We start from the raw sequence: 18847 nt of genomic DNA on the forward strand, positions 1-18847 counted from the left end.
CGCAATCGCTTGGAAATCGAGCGGTCTGTGCCGCGTGCAATCATTTTGCCACATCGTTGTCGAGTGTTCGGCCAAGGTTGCCACGGATGGCACGAGACCCGGTTTATGCGTACGTATCCATAGGTATTGACCGGTTCCGGATCCGCGTACACCGAGCCTGTGTGAAACTCGGGCACAATCACGGTATTGCCGCTTGAAATTTCACCAATGATATTGCTTCGAGTCGCGCGGGCCGCCGCGGTTTGCGCGGCACTTTGGACGAACCTCGCAGGGTCCGTCGCCGCGCAACCCGCCGGAATCGGCTGGGCCGGCGCCTGGGCCACCGCGCCCCAGGCCGTTGCGCAACACCCTGATGCGCCCGCCTTCAATCGTGCACCGTCCGTTGCGGGGCGCACGGTCCGTCAAATCGTTTATCTGCGCGTTGCGGGCCGTCAACTGCGCGTGCGCTTGTCCAATTCCTATGGCCCCCATGCGCTGACCATCGAACGCGCGAGTGTAGCGCTTTCGGGCGGCGGCGCGGCGGTGCAGGCTGCGACATTGCGGCCGCTTACGTTCGGCGGCCAGCCCTTCGCCCGCATTGCGCCAGGCGCGGAATTGGATAGCGACCCGGTCGCGCTCGACGTGCCGGCCGGCGCGGCGTTGGCGGTGAGCTTTTACACGCGGGAGGCTTCGCCGCCGACCACGTGGCACAAGGTCGCCGGGCAGGTGGCTTTTCTGAGCGCGTCAGGCGATCAGACGCTCGATGCGTCCGCGGCACCTTTCCGTCAAAAGGTGACGAATACGCTCTGGCTGGCGGGCGTGAGCGTTGCGCCCGTTGCGCCCGTGCATGTCGTGGTGGCCATCGGGGATTCGATTACCGACGGGCTGCGCAGCACGTTGAATGCGAACCGCCGCTGGCCGGATGTCCTGACGCGGCGGCTGGAAGCGGCGGGCCGGCGCGACGTGTCCGTGCTCAATCTCGGTATCAGCGGGAATCGTCTGCTGCACGATTCCGCGTGCTACGGGGAACGTCTGGTGGGACGCTTCGCGCGCGACGCGCTGGAACAGCCCGGTGTGCGCACCGTTGTGGTCCAGGTCGGCACGAATGACATCAATTTCGGCTATGTACCGCCCCATGGCGGGCTCGACTGCGACGTGCCTCACGTGATCGTGTCGGCGCCCGAGATGATCGCGGGATACGAGCGCCTGATCGCCGCAGCGCGCGCACACGGTGTACAGATTCTCGGAACGACGATTCCGCCGGGCAAGATGACCGGACCGCGCGAATCGGTGCGGCTCTCGGTGAATCAGTGGGTCCGGACGTCAGGGGCATTCGACGGCGTGATCGATTTCGACGCAGCGCTGCGCGATCCGTCGCAACCGGCCCGCATGCTGCCCCGCTTCGACAGCGGCGACGGCACGCATCCGAGTGACGCGGGCTATGCCGCGATGGCCGAGGCCGTGCCGATTCCGCTGATATCGGGCGCGGTGCGCTAGGCTGAACAGGTCATCAGCCCGCTTAACGCGCGCGTTCCACGCCGACCGGCAACGCGCCGATGCGGCGCACTTCCGCTGAGTCCAGCCATTCGGGATGCTTCAGGCAGTGGACGAACAGGGCGGTTGCGTCGTCGCCCCAGAACAATTCCCCCTGACGAACGAACGTCGGCACCCCAAATACACCGGCCGCAATCGCCGCTTCGGTGTTTGCGCGCAATGCCTGTTTGACGGCCGGGTCCTCGACGCGGGCGTCGGCATCCTCGGCCCCAAGCCTCGTACAGAGATCGCGCCAGCCGTCCGGGCTGACGACATCCCGCCCCTCGCGCCAGATGAACCGGAAAATGGTCTGTACGACGTCGAACGTCGCACCCAGGGCCACCGCCAGCCGCAAGATGCGGATCGGGTGGAACGGGTGCACCGGGGGCATGCGAAAAGGGATGCCCGCCTGTTCTGCCCGAAATTGCGCCATGCGGTACGTGAGCGTCCGCTTGCCGGGAATCTCCGCCGGACCGCGTGTCTGCCAGTGCGAGAGCAGAGCGCCCAGCACGACAGGGTGCAGGGTGACGGTCAGGTCCGCTGGCAATTCGCCAAAGCGCTCCAACTGCAGGTAGGAAAATGGCGAAGCGAAATCGAAATACCAGTCGGCCAGGGACGCAGAGGGCGTGGCAGTTGAAACGGATGGCGTGGCAGCGTGCGACATGGCGAAATTGTCTCCGGTGTGTATCCACTGAGTAATGTTCGGATTCGCGCTTGGATTGGCCGCCTTCGCTCGTGCCTCGGGCGCGATATCGCTTGCTGATCGAGTGTAACGCAGGAAGGGCTACGGGCTTCACCGCGGACGCTCACCGGTATGGGTGGTCGGGATTTGGGTGAACATCCATTTTTCTGATATTTTTCATAAGATATAACGATTTTTATTATTTATCGGGAGTTCTTAGACTTCAGGGTATTGATTCTGCGAGCCCTGCCATGTCGACGAAAACATCCAGAAGTCCTGCCCTGGTACGTGTCCCCGATCATCAAAATCCGTGGGCCGGTCTGGCGCTTGCGACAGTCATCGCCTTTGTCGCCCTGTTTCTCGGACGCCTGATGCCGCTCGTCGGCGGCCCGGTGTTCGGCATCATTATCGGTATTCTCGTGCGAAACACTTTTTCGCCGGGCGTACGGTACGAGGCCGGCATCCGCTTCGCCTCGAAGTATGTGCTGCAATGGTCGATCATCGCCCTTGGCGCCGGCCTGAGTCTGTCGCAGGTGGCCCACACAGGCCTCGATTCGCTCGCGGTCACCGCAGTGACGGTCACGACCGCCGGCCTCACCGCATGGGGGCTCGGCCGCCTGCTCGGCGTCGGCGGACGTCTGAAGCTGCTGATTGGCGTGGGCACGGCGATCTGCGGCGGTTCCGCCATCGCGGCCGTCACGCCGATCATCAAGCCGGACGACCACGAAACCGCGTACGCGATTTCCACGATTTTCCTGTTCAACGTCGCCGCCGTGCTGCTGTTCCCGGCAATAGGCCATCTCGTCCATCTGTCCGATCTCGGCTTTGGCATGTGGGCCGGCACGGCAATCAACGACACTTCGTCGGTCGTGGCGGCGGGCTACAGCTACAGCAAGGCTGCCGGCGACTATGCGACGATCGTCAAGCTCACCCGCGCTACGCTGATTATCCCGATCTGCCTGACGCTGGCCTGCATTGTCGCGTACCGCCAGAAGAAGGCTGGCGCAGGCAACTTCCGCCTCGCCGCGATCTTCCCGTGGTTCATTCTGTGGTTCCTGGTCGCGTCGGGGCTGCGCACTGCCGGTCTGATTCCGGAGTCGATCCTGCCGTGGATCCACGAGGCTGCCGAGTTCCTGATCATCGTGGCGCTGACGGCCATCGGCCTGTCGTCGAACCTGCGCCACATGGCGGCGAGCGGCGTGCGCCCGATCCTGCTCGGCCTCGGCGTATGGGCGGCGGTGTCGGTCAGCAGCCTCGCCGTGCAGTATGCGATGGGGCAACTGTAAGGAAACCGATGCCACACCGCAGTACTGTGGGTCCCGGGCGCGTAAGCGCCCATTTGCCGTTCATCGCCTAGAATAAAAGCGCCGGAACGGCCCTATTTGCCGGCCGGCCCATTTACGGGGGGGTGAATCATGACGACTTCATTCGGCGAAATCTGGTACACGATCGGCGCGCTCGTCGTTTTGGCGATCCTGGCAGGCATGGTCTGGGAAATCGGCGTCTGGTGGACACGTCATCAGGACAATCGCACTGTTCAACGCATGCATCACGTCTGGGAACGCATTCGCCACCCTCACTGACGTACGGGCGCCGACCGGCGCCGCCAAGACTGCCGGGCGTTCCCGCTAACGTACTTTTGTACTTTTGCGAGGACGGCTGTTCAGTCGCCTGCCAACACGAGATGACGGCCGATGTCGTCGTCCCAGCGTTCGAGGTCGGCAAGCGGGTACGCTGCGCGGCCGTGCACGGCGCGTTTAAGGCGGCTTGCCGTGCTCGGACGGGGCACGTTGGGTAAGCTCGCCGCTTCACCGCGTCCGGCCGGAACGAGGTAGTCGCGCTTGAATTCGGTCTGCGTCATGCCCCATTTCATGAGGAATTCGCGGCTGCCGCGGTTCTTGTTGACGCGGCCGGTCGAGCGGCACCCGAAGTGATAGACAACGCTTTCGCCTACCGTACGAAACGCACGGCAACCGACCAGCCAGAGCTTCATCAGGAAATCGTCGTCGCTGCTCATGCCTGGTCCGAACTCAATGCTGTAGCCGCCCACCAGATGCCAGAGGTCGCGACGCACCAGCGTCGGCTGGGTCGGCACGCCGTTGACGTCGGGGCGTTGCAGGGATTTCGCGAAGGCGAGCAGGCCGGCTTCGTCGAACGTGTCGGGCGTGGCACCGAAATCGTGGTGGATGACTTGCGTGCTGGGGCTGGGTGTCGGCTCGATCATGACGGACGACAGATAGCACAGTGGCGTGTTCAGTGAAGCGTGGGCCGCGAGCAGGCCGGTATCCCAGCCGGGCGTGCAAAACATGTCGTCGTTGAGGAACAGCAGCCAGTCGCGCGTCGCCAGCGGCGCGAGTTGATTGAGGGCGAGGCAGACGCCGACATTGCCTGTGCTGTGGGTATGACGCAACCCTTGTTCGCGCACCCAGTCCAACGTGCCATCGCTGCCGTCGTTCACGTGGACCAGAATCTCATGCTCGAACGCCGAATGCCGGCGTACGCTGTCCAGGCAGAGCTTCAGAAACGGCAGATTGTTCCACGTGGGAATCAGGATGCTGAACATGGCGGCGGCGCCAGTTCTACCGGGCGCATTTTGTCGACGATTCGGCAGGGTACGTGAAAGCAGCGAATACCGCCAGTAACGTGGCGTAAAACGCGGCGGTGACCTTGAGGTTGAAGGTCTCGACCGTCAAACCGAAAATGAAGAAGCCGGTCACCAGGACCAGGCCCATGAGCGCAGCGCGGCTTTGTTCCCGCGCGGGTTGACGCAGCCCGCGCCAGAAGAGCCAGGCCGGGCACGCGTAGAGCGAGAGCATGGCGATCAAGCCAAGGGTGCCATAGTCCGCCGCATAGGCCAGCAGTTGATTGTGAACCTCGCCCCGGCCCAGGTCGGCGGCCATCGCGGTCAACTTTCCGGCCGCGGCCATCGGTGCCATGGCGTCGTGGAAACCGTGAGGTCCGAGTCCAAACAGTAGATTGTCTCGGAAAAGTCCGAGTGCGGTTCTCCATAGCTCAAGTCGTACCCCGACGGATGTATCGACCTGGCCCTCGGCCAACGCGTGCAGATCGGAAGCCACCGACAGGAAGCGGGCTTGCACCGTCGCCGACAGTACCAGCGGCAGCACCACGCATGCGATGGCCAATGCGGCGACGCCGAGCTTCGCGCGTAACGAACGGCGGCGCATTTCGACGGCAAGGCAAATGACGACAATCACCGGCAACGCTACCCACCCGCCCCGCGTCTGGCTTGCCCATGAGGCATATCCGCCGGCAAGAAAACCCGCCGCTTTGAGCCACTTGACCCACTGTTGATCATGCCGTCGCCAACGGATCGACAACAGCGACAACGCGCCGATGATCAGCGCAATGTCGCCGAAGTGGATCGGATTCAATAATGCGCTTTCCGCACGCGTGCCGGTACGAAGCGTACTGTCGGCAAATGCAACCGCGCCGGCCACGATGCCACCCAATGCGAACGCCAGGTCCGTCCACGGGGCAAGCGACCGGGAGACACGGCGCAGGCCGACGAACAGCGGAATGGCCAACAGGAAACGGGCCGGGGAATCGAAGGTATTCGGGACCAATCGGCCATGGGCGATGTTACTGACAAGTATCGCAGCGATCGGCAGTAACAAGGCTACGACAAACGCACGCACACCAGCATCGGCCGTGTCTGCCATGGGGACGCCCAGCTTCCCGCCGGTGACGAGCAATATCAGCGAGGCCGCGACCGCCAGAAACATCACGGCGTTACCGCCGCTCGGCAATGCGAGCGTCACCGAGGGGAACGCAAGCAGGAGCAGGCTAAGGATCAGCGTGGTGTGCCGGCAAGGCATCGACGACACCGGCTTGCGAAAAGTGGGCATGGAGATTGCTTTGAGGAGCGCATTTCAACATTTCTGAGGATGAAGTATGCCAGAAATCGAAAGGCTCTCTCACTTCGGATGCCTTACCCCGCTTCATGTCTCACGCACTGGTACGCGGCTTGTGAGGTGAGCGCGCACTTACTATTTGCCTGGTCGCGTGCAACCGGCGCGGAAGGCCTCACTGATTCATCGCACCCAGCGTCGCCCGCAGGCACAGTGTCACATGCAGCCAGGCGGCTTCGTCAAACTCGCCGGCCGCACGCGCTTGCAACTGCGCCGCGTGAAACAGGCGCCACAGGCGGGCGGCCGTGGATGACGCGCCGGCCGGGATGTCGAAACGCCGGCATAGCGCTTCCGCGAGCCATGGCTGTTCGGCGCTGCAGGCATTGATGTAGGCTTGCACTGCAACTCGGGCGTAGGGGTCGCTTCCGGGGTCAAGCACAACGTCGGTCCGTTCCGCGCTTCCCTGCGGCTGGGCGGCACCGCCGCCAAGGCTGGGCAGCTCGGGCGAAACGGCGGTTTGGCGTGTCATGGTGTTGTCCTGGCGTGTGGTGTGAACGGCCGGACGTCTTTGCGCCCGGCCAGGGAAAGTCAATACGGTTGTGCTTCCATGTCGCGGATGTACATCATCGCGGCCTGCTTGGCCGATTCAATGCTGGTGAAGGTCCGTCCCTCAATGGGCCAAACGTCGACGAGCACCTCCAAACGGCCCGGCGCGGCACTCTGCATGATGCGGATGTAGTGCTGGCGAAACACACAGCGGGCCAGTTCGACAGTCGGATGCGGGCGATGAAAGTGATCGGATGGCATGGCAGTCTCCAGGGGATCGGCGCGGCCCCGGCCTCACCGGGCCGTTCCCATTTCATACGCAAGACACATGCCAGTCCTCATGTGGGCTCCTATGTATTTGATTTGCAAGGATTTAGTGAAAACCCGCCACCGCGTGTTACGCCCTTGGCGCAGGGAAACGTTACGGATCTGAAACGCGCGGGCGTAACATCGCTTCCTGCCGATGCGGCGGCGCGCGCCCAATGCAAACCGGCCGACATGGGTGGTGCGCTAGAATCGGCACATGAACCTGCGCTTTCTCGAAACTTTTGTCTGGCTGGCCAAGCTGAAGAATTTCCGGCTGACGGCCGAACGTCTGCACACGACGCAGGCCGCCGTATCGAGCCGGATTGCCTCGCTCGAGCAGGGCTTCGGCGTGCGCCTGTTTGACCGTAGCGCGCGCGAGGTCACGCTCACGGCCAGCGGCCAGAAGGCGTTGGCGTATGCTGAGCGGATCGTCAAGCTGGGCCACGAGATGAAGCGCGAACTCGCCGATGCCGATGTCCGCCCAAGCTTGCTCCATATCGGCGTGATCGAGTCCATTGTGCACAGCTGGTTTCCCGACCTGGCTGCGCGTATCCACCGCGAGTATCCGAAACTGGAGATCGAACTGACGAGCGAGACGACCATCAACCTCTGCAAGCAGCTCGAGGCCGGTTCGCTGGATCTGATCCTGCAGACCGACGTCATTGAGACTACCGGTATCGAGAACGTGTCGCTGGCGGAGTTCCCCATGCGCTGGGTCGGCAGTCCCAAGCTCAATCTCGAAGGCGAGACCTTGTCGCTCGCCGATCTCGCCGCCTATCCGCTGATCAGCTTCTCGCGTCATTCCGGTCCGCACAAGACTGTCGAACGGATGTTTGCCGTGGCGGCGGATCAGCCGGTGCGCGTGTCATGCATGACTTCCGTCGCGGCGATGATTCGTCTCGCGGTCGACGGTTTCGGCGTGACCGTGCTGCCGCCGGCCATTATTCAGCGCGAGTTGCATGAGCACAGCCTGCAACTGCTGCGCGTGGACGCCAATTTCCCGAATCTGCCCCTCGTCGGCTCGTTCCGCACGGGAACACCACTGGCCGAGAACGTGGCGCGGCTTGCGCAGCAGACGGCCAGCGAATTCGCGCTCAACATGGGCCCGGACATCGCCATCCCGCCCGCCGTGTCGATGCAGGCGCCTGCCTGGGGCACGCAGGACGCCTGACACGGCGTCGTCCCGCTTCGCTTTTCCCCCTTTTTTTCCGGTAACGCCCGTCCCGCGGGCGTCATAAGATTTTCGCGTTGCTGTGAATTAGTTTTCTTGTTGGACGCGTTTCCCGCGATTTTGCACACTCGGGCTCTGCCTTGCCCGTGCGGCGTCCCGAACGGACGCACCTTCCCCCACGCACGGCAGGCGCCTGTAGACGATTTCGACGGAACGCTTGCCATGACTTCGACCCCGCCCCGCGCCCAGCTCTGCATCTGGACGGACATCGACCCGGCCTTCGAGGCCGATTTCAACCGCTGGTACGACCGCGAACATATGCAGGAGCGCGTCGCGATTCCCGGGTTCCGGTTCGCACGCCGCTTCAAGGCGCTCGATGCCACCGCGCGTCCCTACCTGGCGCTGTATTGCACGCAAGACGCGGCGGTCTTCACGAGCGATGCGTACCGGAACGCTTTCAACGGCCAGACGGAATGGTCGCTGCGCAATTTCGCGCGCATGCGCGCCACGCAGCGCCGGGTCGGCACGCTCGACGTCGAGGCAGGCGTTGGGCAGGGCGGTTTCCTTGCGGCATTCGTGCTGTCCGAAGCAGCGCTCGCGGCCGTGCGCGATCGCCTCGCGGCCCAGCTGACGGAAACCACGGCCGCCGACGGTATCATTCGCGCGACGTTGCAGGTCACGGTGCCCACGCTGTCTGTCTCGCTGACCGCACCGGACGCCGCGGCGGCGCCTGCCGATGGCGTCGTGCTGATCGAAGGCACGAGCGCCGAGGCGGTGCGCGCTGCAGCCGTCGCGCTTGCCGCAGCCCACGGACTGCCGGCGTCGTCCGTTACTGTCTTCGGCATGCTTTGGCGCCTCGGCGCCGACAGCAACTGAGCGCTTCATTGCCCGCCATTGCGCGGGTTCCCCTGTTCCGCCCCGCCAAGAGATTTCCATGACGTCCCTGACTGAAGCCCAAGCGCCTGCCCGCCCAGGCGCCGTGCCATCCGCCGCATCGTCCACCGGCCGGAACAAAGGCCGCCTTGCCACCGCCAGCATGGTCGGCACAACGCTGGAGTGGTATGACTTTACCGTCTACAACACGCTTGCCGCGCTGGTATTCAACCACCTGTTCTTTCCTTCAGTGGATCCGCTTGCGGGGACCATCCTCGCACTGTCGACCTATGCCGTAGGCTACGTCTCACGTCCGCTTGGCGGCTTCGTTTTCGGCAATCTGGGCGATCGCATCGGGCGTCGCGCGGTGCTGGTGCTGACGCTGATCCTCATGGGGCTGACCACCGGCCTGATGGGGCTGCTGCCCACGTACGCGGCGATCGGTATCTGGAGTCCGGTCTTGCTGGTAGCGCTACGGTTCGTTCAGGGCGTGGCGCTTGGCGGCGAATGGGCCGGCGCAGTGTTGCTTTCGATCGAACACGGCGAGCAGGACAAGCGCGGACTGAACGCCTCATGGACACAGGTCGGCCCATCGTTCGGCACACTGCTCGCGACGGGCTTGATCGCGTTGATCACGCTGGCCATTTCGCCCGATGACTTCCTCGGTTGGGGCTGGCGTATTCCGTTCCTGGCGAGTCTGTTGTTGGTCGGCTTCGGCCTGTGGGTGCGACGTGGCGTCGAGGAAACGCCCATGTTCGAAGAAATGGCCCAGTCGCACCGGCAGGCGAAGACGCCGATTGCAGACGTGTTTCGCTCGCACTGGCGCAATCTTCTGGTGGCTGGCGGTTCGCGCATCGGCTCGGATGTGCTTTACGCACTGATGGTCGTCTTCACCTTGACCTACGTGACCGGCACCCTGCATCTCTCGCGTCCGCTCGCCTTGACCGCCGTGCTCGTAGGCACGGCCTGCAACGCGCTGAGCGTCCCGCTGTTCGGTGCGCTGTCGGACAAGCTCGGGCGCCGTCCGGTGTACGGATTCGGCGTGCTTTGCGCGGTGATCTGGGCGTACGCGTTCTTCGTTCTGCTCGATACGGCGCATCCGGGACTGATCGTGCTGGCGGTGGTTGTCGGCCTTGTGATTCACGCGATCATGTACGGACCGCAGGCGGCCTTCGTCACGGAACAATTTCCGACACGCGTACGCTACGCGGGTTCATCGCTGGCCTACACGCTGGCGGGGATTGTCGGCGGCGGTTTCGCGCCATTGATCATTGTCAGCCTGTTCAAGCAATACGGCACGACGTTCGCCGTTTCGATCTACGTGACGGGCGCGCTGCTGGTGACCGCGATCGCATTGTTCGCGGCCCGTGAAACGGCCGGCAAGCCGCTCGCGGACTGAGACCGAACACGTGATCCACCACCGCGCAGGGCGTCGTCCGATTAGGCAACCCGGTTTGCCGTGGTCTATAGTGATAGCGCATATCCTGGACCGATAGCCTCGCCGCGCACGATCGCGGCGCGCGACGACAAGCGTTCGCGCCACCGACGGCGCCGAGCGCACGGGCGCAAGCGACGAGCGGCGCCGCGTACGCGGGAGGGATCATGCGTCTTCACTTTGTTCAGGCCACCACCCTGGGGGCCGGTTTGTTGGCCGCAGCGCTTGCCGCGCAGGCCGAGCCGATGCGGCTGTCCGATGTCAGGGCAGCGAACGGCCAACAGCTCACCGTCGAAGAACTCAGGCAGATGATGCCTGGCGCGAAGGTGATGAGCATCTCATACAACGGCAGTACGCGCCGGTGGACAAACGATACCGACGGCAAGCTCAATGCTTCGTCCGACAATAAGGGCAATACGGGATCGGGCGGGCGGATGAACACCGTCGCACAGGGGGTCGGGACGTGGTCCGTCAACGACAACGGTTCGTTCTGCGTGAACATCGAATGGCGCTCGCTCACCGAGAACTGGTGCCGTTTCATGTTCAAGGTCGGCGACAAGTACTACGGTGTGACGTCGGTCGCGAACAACGCGGCCGTGGCCATGGAGTTCAGCTTCAGCAAATGAGGGCGCCATCGGCGCTTGCCGCGCCGATGGCTGCTGCAGCTGCCGTCATTCCTCGTCGGTCCAGCTCACGTTGGCGCCGACCGAGCGCAGGTTTTCGACGAAACGCGGATGCGCGCGTTTGATCGGCAGCGCATTCTTGATGACGGACCGGCCGTCGATGCTGGCCGCGACCATGAACAATGCAATCGCCACGCGGATGATGTACGGACTCTCGACTTCGGCCGGCGTCAGCGCTACGCCGCCGAACGTCACCAACCGGTGAGGGTCTGCGAGGAAGACGTGTGCGCCAAACTTCGACAGTTCCGTCGACCACCCCATGGCGCCGTCGTAGACCTTGTTCCAGAACATGGCGCTGCCTTCGGCCTGCACCCCCAGGGCGATGAAGATCGGCAGCAGGTCCACCGGGAAATAAGGCCACGGCGCGGCCTCCACCTTCGTCAGGATGTTCTGCGTAAACGGCGTCTGCACCTTGAGCGGGCCGTTGCGCGTGGCGGTTGACCAGCCGTCGCGGTGCGTTACCGTCACGCCGAACTTGGCAAACGTGCGGTCGAGCAGCGGGAATTGTTCCGGCGCCGAATTCTTGACGCTGATTTCGCCACCCGTGATCGCGCCGAGCGCGAGGAACGTCGTGATTTCGTGAAAGTCTTCGGCGAAACGGAACTCGCCGCCGCCGAACGCCGACACGCCTTCGATGGCCAATTGCGACGTGCCGATGCCGTCGATTTTCGCGCCGAGCATCTCCATGAAGCGGCAGAACTCCTGCACGTGCGGCTCCGACGCGGCGTTCGTCAATTGCGAACGGCCGCGCGCCGTCGCGGCGCACAGCACGAAGTTTTCCGTGGTCGTGACTGACGCGTAGTCGAGCCAGTGATGAATCGCGGGGCGATCCTCGGCCGCATGAATCAACAGCGAGCCGGCCGTGCGCTCGACCCGCCCGCCAAACTGGCGCAGCACTTCAATGTGCGGATCGATCTCGCGCACGCCGAGCGTGCAGCCTTTCACGTTGTCTTCGATGCGTGCCACGCCGAAGCGGGCGAGCAGTCCGGGCACCAGCATGATCGACGAGCGCATTTCCTCTGGCAGATGATCGCGCGCGGGATCGAAGCGGGTGTTTTTGTGATGCAGATCGAGCGTGCCGGCGGCGAAATCCACGCTCACATCGCTGCCGAGCTGACGAAAGATATCGAGGATCTTGCGCACGTCGGTGATCTCGGGCACACCGATGAGGCGCACCGGCTCGGCCGTCAGCAGGGTGGCGCAAAGGATCGGCAGAACGGCGTTCTTGTTCGCGGACGGAATGATGCGGCCGCGCAGCGGCTGGCCGCCATGGACAACCAGATGGGACATGAGCTTCCTTCGGGCTTGCTGGGTGTAGCGAGGGCTCCGGGCGTCGGTCGAACGCACCCGGGGCAAACAGGCGAAATATACCCCGGTTGCGGAAATTTGGGTTCGTATCCCTTGTAACGGATCGTAAAACGGAACCGGCCCTACACCCGGAAGCTCGCGGCGAAGATGGCCCGGAAATCGGGTGTCTCGGCCTCGGCTGCGCGCGCGATCACGCGGGCTTCCAGTTCGTCGAGATGGCTGGTGACGAGATCGATGGCCGCCTGCACGCGCCGGGTCTGCAGCACCGCGACAATCTGCGCGTGTTCCGTCGGCGCGCAGTGGATGTATTCGGCAGGATCGTACAGCGCCTTGAACAGTTCCGTTTTGGCGACGAGCCGCTCGGCGAAGTCGGTGAGATCGCCGCTGCCGGTCATCCCGATCAGTTTCAGATGAAACGCGCCGGCGAGGCGGATCGACGCCTCGACCGCCTGATCGGCATGGGCGCGCGCTTCGTCGGCGACGTGGGATTCCAGCACGGCCACCTGCTCGGGCGTGAGATGCCCGCACAGCGTGGCGACGACGCCCGCTTCCATCACCCGCCGCGCCCGATAGACCTGGCGGATGTCGTCGAGCGACGGTTGAGGCACGAACGCGCCGCGATTCGGCTCGAGCACGAGCTTCCCCTCGAAGCCCAGCCGCGCGAGCACCTTGCGTACCGCGCCGCGCGTGCAGCCGAACGCCTCGGCCAGATTGCGTTCACGCAGCGGCATGCCCGGGCGCAGTTTTCCCGACAGCAACGCCTGCGAGATCGCCACGTAGACCCTGTCTTCCACTCCCATTTCGCTCCCGGCGTCTGTGCCGGCGTCCTGCGTTGAAGCCGTCGTCATCAAGCCTGTCATCCGTCTCATTCCGAATCCGGCGCATTGTAACCGGTCACCGTCGGCCCCGGACTTTCCCTAGGGTCCTTGCCATTCTGCAAAGCATTGTAGATAATGGTCAACAAAAATGGTTAACAATTTTGGTTGATGATTCCAACGAAAAAAGACGGTTCGCCCCCAAGGGCCGTCGCATGGGCAGGAGAGAGATGAGATGAAACCGATACATTGCCTGGGGCTGTTGCCCTTCGTGGCGTTCTTCAGCGGCGGCTGGCTCGCGGAGCACCTGGCGCCGCGCGTGTTCGGCCTGCCGTTCCTGATGGCCTGGAACGTCTTGTGGCTCGTGGCGTCGAGCGGGATCATGGCCTTGATGTTCTGCCTCGACGGCAGCACGCGCGCCGGGGCCATCGCCGAGGATACGGTTGACGGAGGCCGGGCATGAACGCGGCGCTGATCGTCATTTTCGGTTTCCTGGCGTTTGCCCTGTTCATCGGCATCAGGGCGCGGGCGGGGCGCACCATGAGCCTGGAACAGTGGGCGGTCGGCGGCCGGGGCTTCGGCACGCTGCTCGTCTTCCTGTTGATGGCCGGCGAGGCGTTCTCGACGTTTACGTTTCTGGGCGCGAGCGGCTGGGCGTACAGCAAGGGGCCGCCCGCGTTCTACATTCTCGCGTACGGCAGTCTGGCCTACGTGATGGGCTACTGGGTGCTGCCGGCCGTGTGGCGCCATGCCACGAAGCACCGCTGCGTCTCGTTCTCGGACTTTTTCGCGACGGCTTATCAGAGCAGGGCGCTCGGCGTGGTGGTCTCGATCGTGGCCGTGCTGGGGATGAGTTCGCTGCTGATCATCCAGTTGCGTGGCCTCGGTATCATCGTGTCCGAGGCGTCGTACGGATCGATCCCGCCGGCCGTCGCCATCTGGCTGGGCGCAGCGGCGATGGTCGCGTACATCGTGATTTCGGGCATCCACGGATCGGCCAGCATCGCGATCTTCAAGGACATCCTTATCCTGGGCATCGCGATTTTCCTGGGCGTGTACCTGCCGCTGCACTATTACGGCGGTTTCGGGCCGATGTTCAACCAGATCGAAGCGGCGAATCCGGGCTTCCTGAAGATGCCGGAGACGGGCCTGAACCTCTCCTGGTACAACTCCACGATTTTGCTGACCTCACTCGGCTACTACCTGTACCCGTACGTCTTCACCTCGGTCTACGCGGCGAAGAACGACATGGCGGTGCGCAAGAATGCGATTCTGATGCCGCTGTACCAGGTCGTGATCGCGTTCATGTTCTTCGTCGGCTTCGCTGCGATCCTGCAGGTGCCCGGGTTGAAGGGCGCCGAGTCCGATCTGGCACTGCTCAAGCTCATCAAGCTGACCTTCGATCCGTGGTTTGTCGGCGTGATCGGCGGTACCGGGGTCTTGACCGCGCTGGTGCCGGGTTCGATGATCATGCTCAATGCCTCGACGCTGATCGCCAAGAATGTGTATCGCGACGGCTTTGCGCCCCACGCGAGTGAACGGCGGGTGGCACAGGTCGCGAAGGGCGTGTTGCCGGTGTTCGGTCTGGTGGCCGTGTATTTCGTGCTGCGTGGCGGCGCGACATTCGTGTCACTGGCGATCTTCGCCTCCAGCCTGCTCACACAACTGTTCCCGTCATTCATCGCGAGCCTGTTGCCGGGGGTATCGGGCCGGAAGTTCGGCACGAAACATGGCGCGTTCGCAGGGATTGCCGCCGGCGCTGCCGTGTTGGCCATGGCGCTCGTCTTCGACGTGAATCTGGCGACGCTGCTGCCGAACGCATCGTCCGCTGTCAAGTCGCTCAACATGGGGCTCGTGGCGCTCGCCGCCAACGCCGTCGCGTTCGTGGTGGTCAGCGCCATTACGCGCGCCTCGGGCGTGAGCGCGGGCGACACGTCGCGCGCTGCGCTGGAGTCGTGAACAGGCCCTTATGCAATCAGAGGAATGGATGGAACGCTTGCTGATCCGGAACGCGCGCGCACTCGATGGCGCGCCGGCCGATGTCCTGATCGAAAACGGCCGTATCGCGGCCATCGGCGAATCGCTGGCGCAGCCGGCCGGCGCCGCCGGCCGCTGCACGACCGAAGACGCCGGCGGCGCATTGCTGCTGCCGGGGCTGGTCGAGGCGCACACGCATCTGGACAAGACTGTGTGGGGCATGCCGTGGTACGTCAACAAATGCGGTTCGCGCCTGGTGGACCGCATCGATAACGAACGCCAGTGGCGCGCCACGAGTGGGCACGACGCGGGCCGCGCGTCGCTTGCGCTCGGCCAGGCGTTTCTCGCCGCCGGCACCACGCGCTTGCGCACGCACGTCGACATCGACACGGATGCCGGTCTGCGCCATCTCGAAGGCGTGCTCGCCACGCAGGCGCAATTGGCCGACCGGCTCGACATACAGATCGTGGCGTTTCCGCAGTCGGGCGTGCTCGACCGCGAGGGCACCGATGCATTGCTCGATCGCTCGCTGCGCGAAGGCGCCGACATCCTCGGCTGGCTCGATCCCTGCGCCATCGACCGCGACCCGGCGGCGTCGCTCGACGTCATGTTCGCGTTGGCCGACAAGCATGGCTGCCCCGTCGACATCCACCTGCACGAACCTGGCGAAATGGGGGTGTTCACGCTGGAGTTGATGTTCGAGCGGATCGCCGCGCTCGGCATGCAGCATCGCGTGGCCATCAGTCACGGCTTCTGCCTGGGCGAGCTCGACGAGCGCCGCCGCGACGCCATGCTCGCACGCATGGCCGATCTCGGCGTGGCTGTGATCACCACGGCGCCGCCTTCGCGGCCGGTGCCGGCGGTGATGGCCTGCCGCGCGGCGGGCGTGACGATCGCCGGGGGCAACGACGGTATTCGTGATACCTGGACGCCATACGGCGCGCCCGACATGCTCGAACGCGCGATGATGATCGGTTTGCGCAACAACTTGCGGCGCGACGACGAACTCGCCGTCGCGCTCGATTGCGTGACGTACGCCGGCGCGCGCGCATGCGGCTTTGCCGAATATGGCGTGCAGGTGGGCGCGCGGGCGGATCTCGTGCTGGTGCAGGCCGGCAATGCTGCCGAAGCGGTGGCCGCGCATCCGGTGCGCAAATGCGTCATCGCGGGCGGGCGCATCGTGGCTCGCGATGGCGTGCTCGTATGACACGCGCACTTGAGCGCGATGCCGGAAAGGGGACGTCGTCAGCCACCGCTTCAACCGCCCGCCCGTCGTTGTCGGTCGTGCGCAACATGGGCCGCGCAGCCGCGCCTACGCCCGGTTGGGCGCTCTTTGTGGCGATCGTGGCGGTCGGCCTCACGTTGCGCCCGACGCTGACGTCGGTCAGTCCGTTGTTGGCACAGATTCGGGCGACGACCGGCATGAGCTTTCCGATGGCGTCGATGCTGACGTCGCTGCCGGTGTTGGCCATGGGCGTGTTTGCCCTGGCGGCCGCCCCGCTGATGCGCAAAATTGGCGAACGCGCCGGCGTCTCGGCCGGACTCGTGGCGCTCGCGGCCGCATGCGGCATGCGATTCGTGGCGGACACATCAGGGTCGTTGCTTGCGTCGGCGCTGCTGGCGGGGATCGGCATTGCTGTCGTGCAGACATTGCTGCCGGGCGTGATCAAGGGCCGCTACGGCGCGGCCCGCATGACCGCGATGATGGGTTTGTATTCGGCGGCGCTCATGGGCGGCGGCGGCCTGGGCGCCGCGCTGAGCCCGCGCGTGGCGCAATGGACGGGCGACTGGCGCGCCGGACTGGGGATATGGGTTGTCGTGATGGCATTCGCGCTGATTGCGTGGTTCATCGCACCGCAGGCGAGGCGTGGCGTAGGCAACGGGTCCGATCCGGCCCCCCCCCATCCGGTCCGGGGCCTTCGCGCGGTATCGTCCGCCGCATCGGCTCCCCGGTGGTTCCGTCATCCGCGCGCGTGGCTGCTCGCGGTCTACTTCGGGCTGATCAACAGTACCTACACGAGCATGGTGGCGTGGCTGCCGCCGTTCTATCAACAGGCCGGCATGAGCGCCGGCGAAAGCGGCGTCTTGCTCGCATGGTTGACGGCGTGCCAGGTGATATCGGCACTGTCATTGCCATGGCTGGCGCGCCGGGGGACCGACCGGCGGCGCTGGCTGGCGCTTGCGCTGACGTCCACGCTCGGCGGCCTGTGCGGCTTCCTGCTGGCACCGGCCGCGGCGCCGTGGTTGTGGGTGGGCGCCATCGGCTTCGGTTTGGGTGGCACGTTTGCACTCGGCCTGATCCTGACGCTGGATCATCACGCGCATCCCCAGCGCGCGGCGGAACTGGCGGCGTTCGTCCAGGGTGCAGGCTATCTTGTCGCGGCGACATCGCCGTTCGCCACGGGGGCCCTGCGCGCCATGACGGGCAGTTTCGCGGGCGCCTGGCTCGCGTTGGCCGCGAGCATCGTCCTGCTGTTGGCAATGACGTGGCGTTTCGATCCGGCCGGGTACGCACGGGCGATGGCCTAGGGCGAGGGCCAGGGCCGCAAGGCTCGCGGCGCATGTGCGTAGCGGACGCGAGACTGGGCCATCCCGCGCAGAAAAAGCGCGTAAAAAATGCGGGGGTCCTACCGATTCCGCGCTAAGATGACTCATCGTGTGGCGTCCCCTGGAGCGCCGGCCGCCCGCCGCCTCCGTGTGGGCCGCGCGCGCCATGACTTCAGGAGGATGGATGCACGGGGCGATGCGTTTGGCCGTATGGCTGTTGATCGGTGCGGGGGGTGTCCCGCTTGCCAGTCACGCGGCCGGGTCCGCACCCACCGCGTCCGCGCCCGCTTCCTCACCTGCCGCCAACGGGGCGCCGCCTACGGGACTGGTACGCAACGCCAACCGTGCCGACGGCACACCTGCCACGCTCCGTGTGTTTCGGCCTGTCGGCGCTTGTGCCGGGGCCGCCATACTGAGTCCCGGCGCGGGCGGCGATCAGGATGCGCTCGCCTGGCTGGGCCGGGCCTTGTCGCAATACGGCTGGCTGACGATCGTCATGGGCCACAAGGAAAGCAGCCGCGACTCGTTGCGTGACCGGGTGCGCAGCGGCGGATTACGCGACGGCCTGCTGTCATTGACCACGGATCCCGCTGCGTATCGCGATCGCCTCCAGGACGTCGGCGCTGCGCTGCAGTGGTCGCGTGGCCGCTGCCAGGCGTCGCCGGCCGTGCTCGTCGGTCATTCCATGGGCGCCGCGACCGCCTTGCTCGAGGCGGGGGCCAAAAACAACCTCAAACTCGACGGCGCCGACCGCTTCGACGCCTATATCGCACTGTCGCCGCAAGGGCCAGGTCCGATCTTTCCGGACGGCGCCTGGCATGATCTGCAAAAGCCGATGCTGATGATCACGGGTACCCGCGACGCACCGCTCGACGGCAAATGGCAATCGCGTACCGAGCCGTATGCCGATTTGCCGCCGGGTTGCCACTGGCTGGCGGTCGTCGACGGCGCGACACACTTCAACTTCGCGGGCTTCGGCTACGGACACGGCGACATCGAAGCGCGCATCCTGCCGTTGATCGAGCGCTTTCTCGACAATGTCCGGGAACATCGTTGCGCCGTGCCTGGTGTGCCCGGCGGTGTGAAGCTCGACACAAAATAGACGTGCCGGACAGACCTGCCG

The 18847-nt window shown here is 64.8% G+C and carries 19 protein-coding genes; 12 read left to right on the forward strand and 7 right to left on the reverse strand.

Annotation, left to right across the window (positions count from 1 at the left end; translation table 11 throughout):
• Positions 1–207 precede the first annotated feature (207 nt).
• The gene (locus PTE30175_RS07590; RefSeq protein ID WP_150696464.1) at positions 208–1476 is read left to right on the forward strand and encodes an SGNH/GDSL hydrolase family protein; all 1269 of its coding nucleotides are present in this window, start codon (positions 208–210) and stop codon (positions 1474–1476) included.
• A 22-nt stretch (positions 1477–1498) separates the two neighbouring features.
• Here PTE30175_RS07590 and PTE30175_RS07595 read toward each other — a convergent pair whose 3' ends face one another.
• Entirely contained in the window at positions 1499–2176 is a 678-nt protein-coding gene (locus PTE30175_RS07595) for a 2-hydroxychromene-2-carboxylate isomerase (protein WP_150696465.1), read from the reverse strand.
• 269 nt (positions 2177–2445) lie between these two features.
• Between PTE30175_RS07595 and PTE30175_RS07600 the strand changes: the two genes are divergently transcribed.
• Both PTE30175_RS07600 and PTE30175_RS28170 read left to right on the forward strand, forming a co-directional pair.
• The gene (locus PTE30175_RS07600; RefSeq protein ID WP_150696466.1) at positions 2446–3480 is read left to right on the forward strand and encodes a YeiH family protein; all 1035 of its coding nucleotides are present in this window, start codon (positions 2446–2448) and stop codon (positions 3478–3480) included.
• Positions 3481–3609: 129 nt separating this feature from the next.
• Positions 3610–3777: a hypothetical protein gene (locus tag PTE30175_RS28170; protein WP_191628906.1), complete on the forward strand. Its 168-nt coding sequence runs from the start codon at positions 3610–3612 to the stop codon at positions 3775–3777.
• 80 nt (positions 3778–3857) lie between these two features.
• Here the strand turns inward: PTE30175_RS28170 and PTE30175_RS07605 are convergent, their stop codons facing one another.
• From PTE30175_RS07605 to PTE30175_RS07620, 4 genes are all read right to left on the reverse strand, one after another.
• Positions 3858–4757 carry a glycosyltransferase family 2 protein gene (locus tag PTE30175_RS07605; RefSeq protein ID WP_150696467.1) on the reverse strand — a complete coding sequence of 300 codons (900 nt, stop codon included), beginning with the start codon at positions 4755–4757 and terminating at the stop codon, positions 3858–3860.
• A gap of 16 nt (positions 4758–4773) precedes the next feature.
• Positions 4774–6060 (reverse strand): O-antigen ligase family protein, encoded by a 1287-nt coding sequence (locus PTE30175_RS07610; RefSeq protein WP_150696468.1) that lies wholly within the window; start codon positions 6058–6060, stop codon positions 4774–4776.
• Positions 6061–6238: 178 nt separating this feature from the next.
• A complete protein-coding gene (locus PTE30175_RS07615) occupies positions 6239–6592 on the reverse strand; it encodes a hypothetical protein (RefSeq protein ID WP_150696469.1) in 354 nt (117 codons plus the stop codon).
• A gap of 59 nt (positions 6593–6651) precedes the next feature.
• A complete protein-coding gene (locus PTE30175_RS07620; RefSeq protein WP_150696470.1) occupies positions 6652–6870 on the reverse strand; it encodes a hypothetical protein in 219 nt (72 codons plus the stop codon).
• 262 nt (positions 6871–7132) lie between these two features.
• Here PTE30175_RS07620 and PTE30175_RS07625 point away from each other — a divergent pair, with 262 nt between their 5' ends.
• The 4 genes from PTE30175_RS07625 (at position 7133) to PTE30175_RS07640 (ending at position 11020) form a co-directional block, all read left to right on the forward strand.
• Positions 7133–8086 (forward strand): LysR family transcriptional regulator, encoded by a 954-nt coding sequence (locus tag PTE30175_RS07625; protein ID WP_150696471.1) that lies wholly within the window; start codon positions 7133–7135, stop codon positions 8084–8086.
• A gap of 222 nt (positions 8087–8308) precedes the next feature.
• A complete protein-coding gene (locus PTE30175_RS07630; protein ID WP_150696472.1) occupies positions 8309–8962 on the forward strand; it encodes a DUF4286 family protein in 654 nt (217 codons plus the stop codon).
• 58 nt (positions 8963–9020) lie between these two features.
• Entirely contained in the window at positions 9021–10358 is a 1338-nt protein-coding gene (locus tag PTE30175_RS07635; RefSeq protein ID WP_150696473.1) for an MFS transporter, read from the forward strand.
• 203 nt (positions 10359–10561) lie between these two features.
• Complete coding sequence (locus PTE30175_RS07640; RefSeq protein WP_150696474.1) at positions 10562–11020, forward strand: DUF995 domain-containing protein; 459 nt, start codon at positions 10562–10564, stop codon at positions 11018–11020.
• Between the two features lie 45 nt (positions 11021–11065).
• Here PTE30175_RS07640 and PTE30175_RS07645 read toward each other — a convergent pair whose 3' ends face one another.
• Together PTE30175_RS07645 and PTE30175_RS07650 are read right to left on the reverse strand one after the other, a co-directional pair.
• Positions 11066–12367, reverse strand: a complete 1302-nt coding sequence (locus PTE30175_RS07645) for a UDP-N-acetylglucosamine 1-carboxyvinyltransferase (protein WP_150696475.1) — start codon at positions 12365–12367, stop codon at positions 11066–11068.
• Between the two features lie 140 nt (positions 12368–12507).
• Positions 12508–13233: a GntR family transcriptional regulator gene (locus PTE30175_RS07650; RefSeq protein WP_224788651.1), complete on the reverse strand. Its 726-nt coding sequence runs from the start codon at positions 13231–13233 to the stop codon at positions 12508–12510.
• 202 nt (positions 13234–13435) lie between these two features.
• Between PTE30175_RS07650 and PTE30175_RS07655 the strand changes: the two genes are divergently transcribed.
• The 5 genes from PTE30175_RS07655 to PTE30175_RS07675 all read left to right on the forward strand — a co-directional run bounded on the left by PTE30175_RS07655 (position 13436) and on the right by PTE30175_RS07675 (position 18826).
• Positions 13436–13663 carry a DUF3311 domain-containing protein gene (locus PTE30175_RS07655; protein WP_150696476.1) on the forward strand — a complete coding sequence of 76 codons (228 nt, stop codon included), beginning with the start codon at positions 13436–13438 and terminating at the stop codon, positions 13661–13663.
• Entirely contained in the window at positions 13660–15159 is a 1500-nt protein-coding gene (locus PTE30175_RS07660; protein WP_150696477.1) for a sodium:solute symporter family protein, read from the forward strand. The genes PTE30175_RS07655 and PTE30175_RS07660 overlap by 4 nt, the downstream gene beginning before the upstream one ends.
• A gap of 28 nt (positions 15160–15187) precedes the next feature.
• Complete coding sequence (locus PTE30175_RS07665; protein ID WP_150696478.1) at positions 15188–16384, forward strand: amidohydrolase family protein; 1197 nt, start codon at positions 15188–15190, stop codon at positions 16382–16384.
• Entirely contained in the window at positions 16381–17706 is a 1326-nt protein-coding gene (locus tag PTE30175_RS07670) for a cyanate transporter (RefSeq protein ID WP_224788643.1), read from the forward strand. Before PTE30175_RS07665 ends, PTE30175_RS07670 begins: the two co-directional genes overlap by 4 nt.
• Before the next feature lie 184 nt (positions 17707–17890).
• Positions 17891–18826, forward strand: coding sequence for an alpha/beta hydrolase family protein (locus PTE30175_RS07675; protein ID WP_150696479.1), 936 nt, complete (start codon positions 17891–17893; stop codon positions 18824–18826).
• Positions 18827–18847: the final 21 nt, after the last annotated feature.

This window comes from Pandoraea terrae (assembly GCF_902459695.1).
GTDB classification, from domain to species: Bacteria; Pseudomonadota; Gammaproteobacteria; order Burkholderiales; family Burkholderiaceae; genus Pandoraea; species Pandoraea terrae.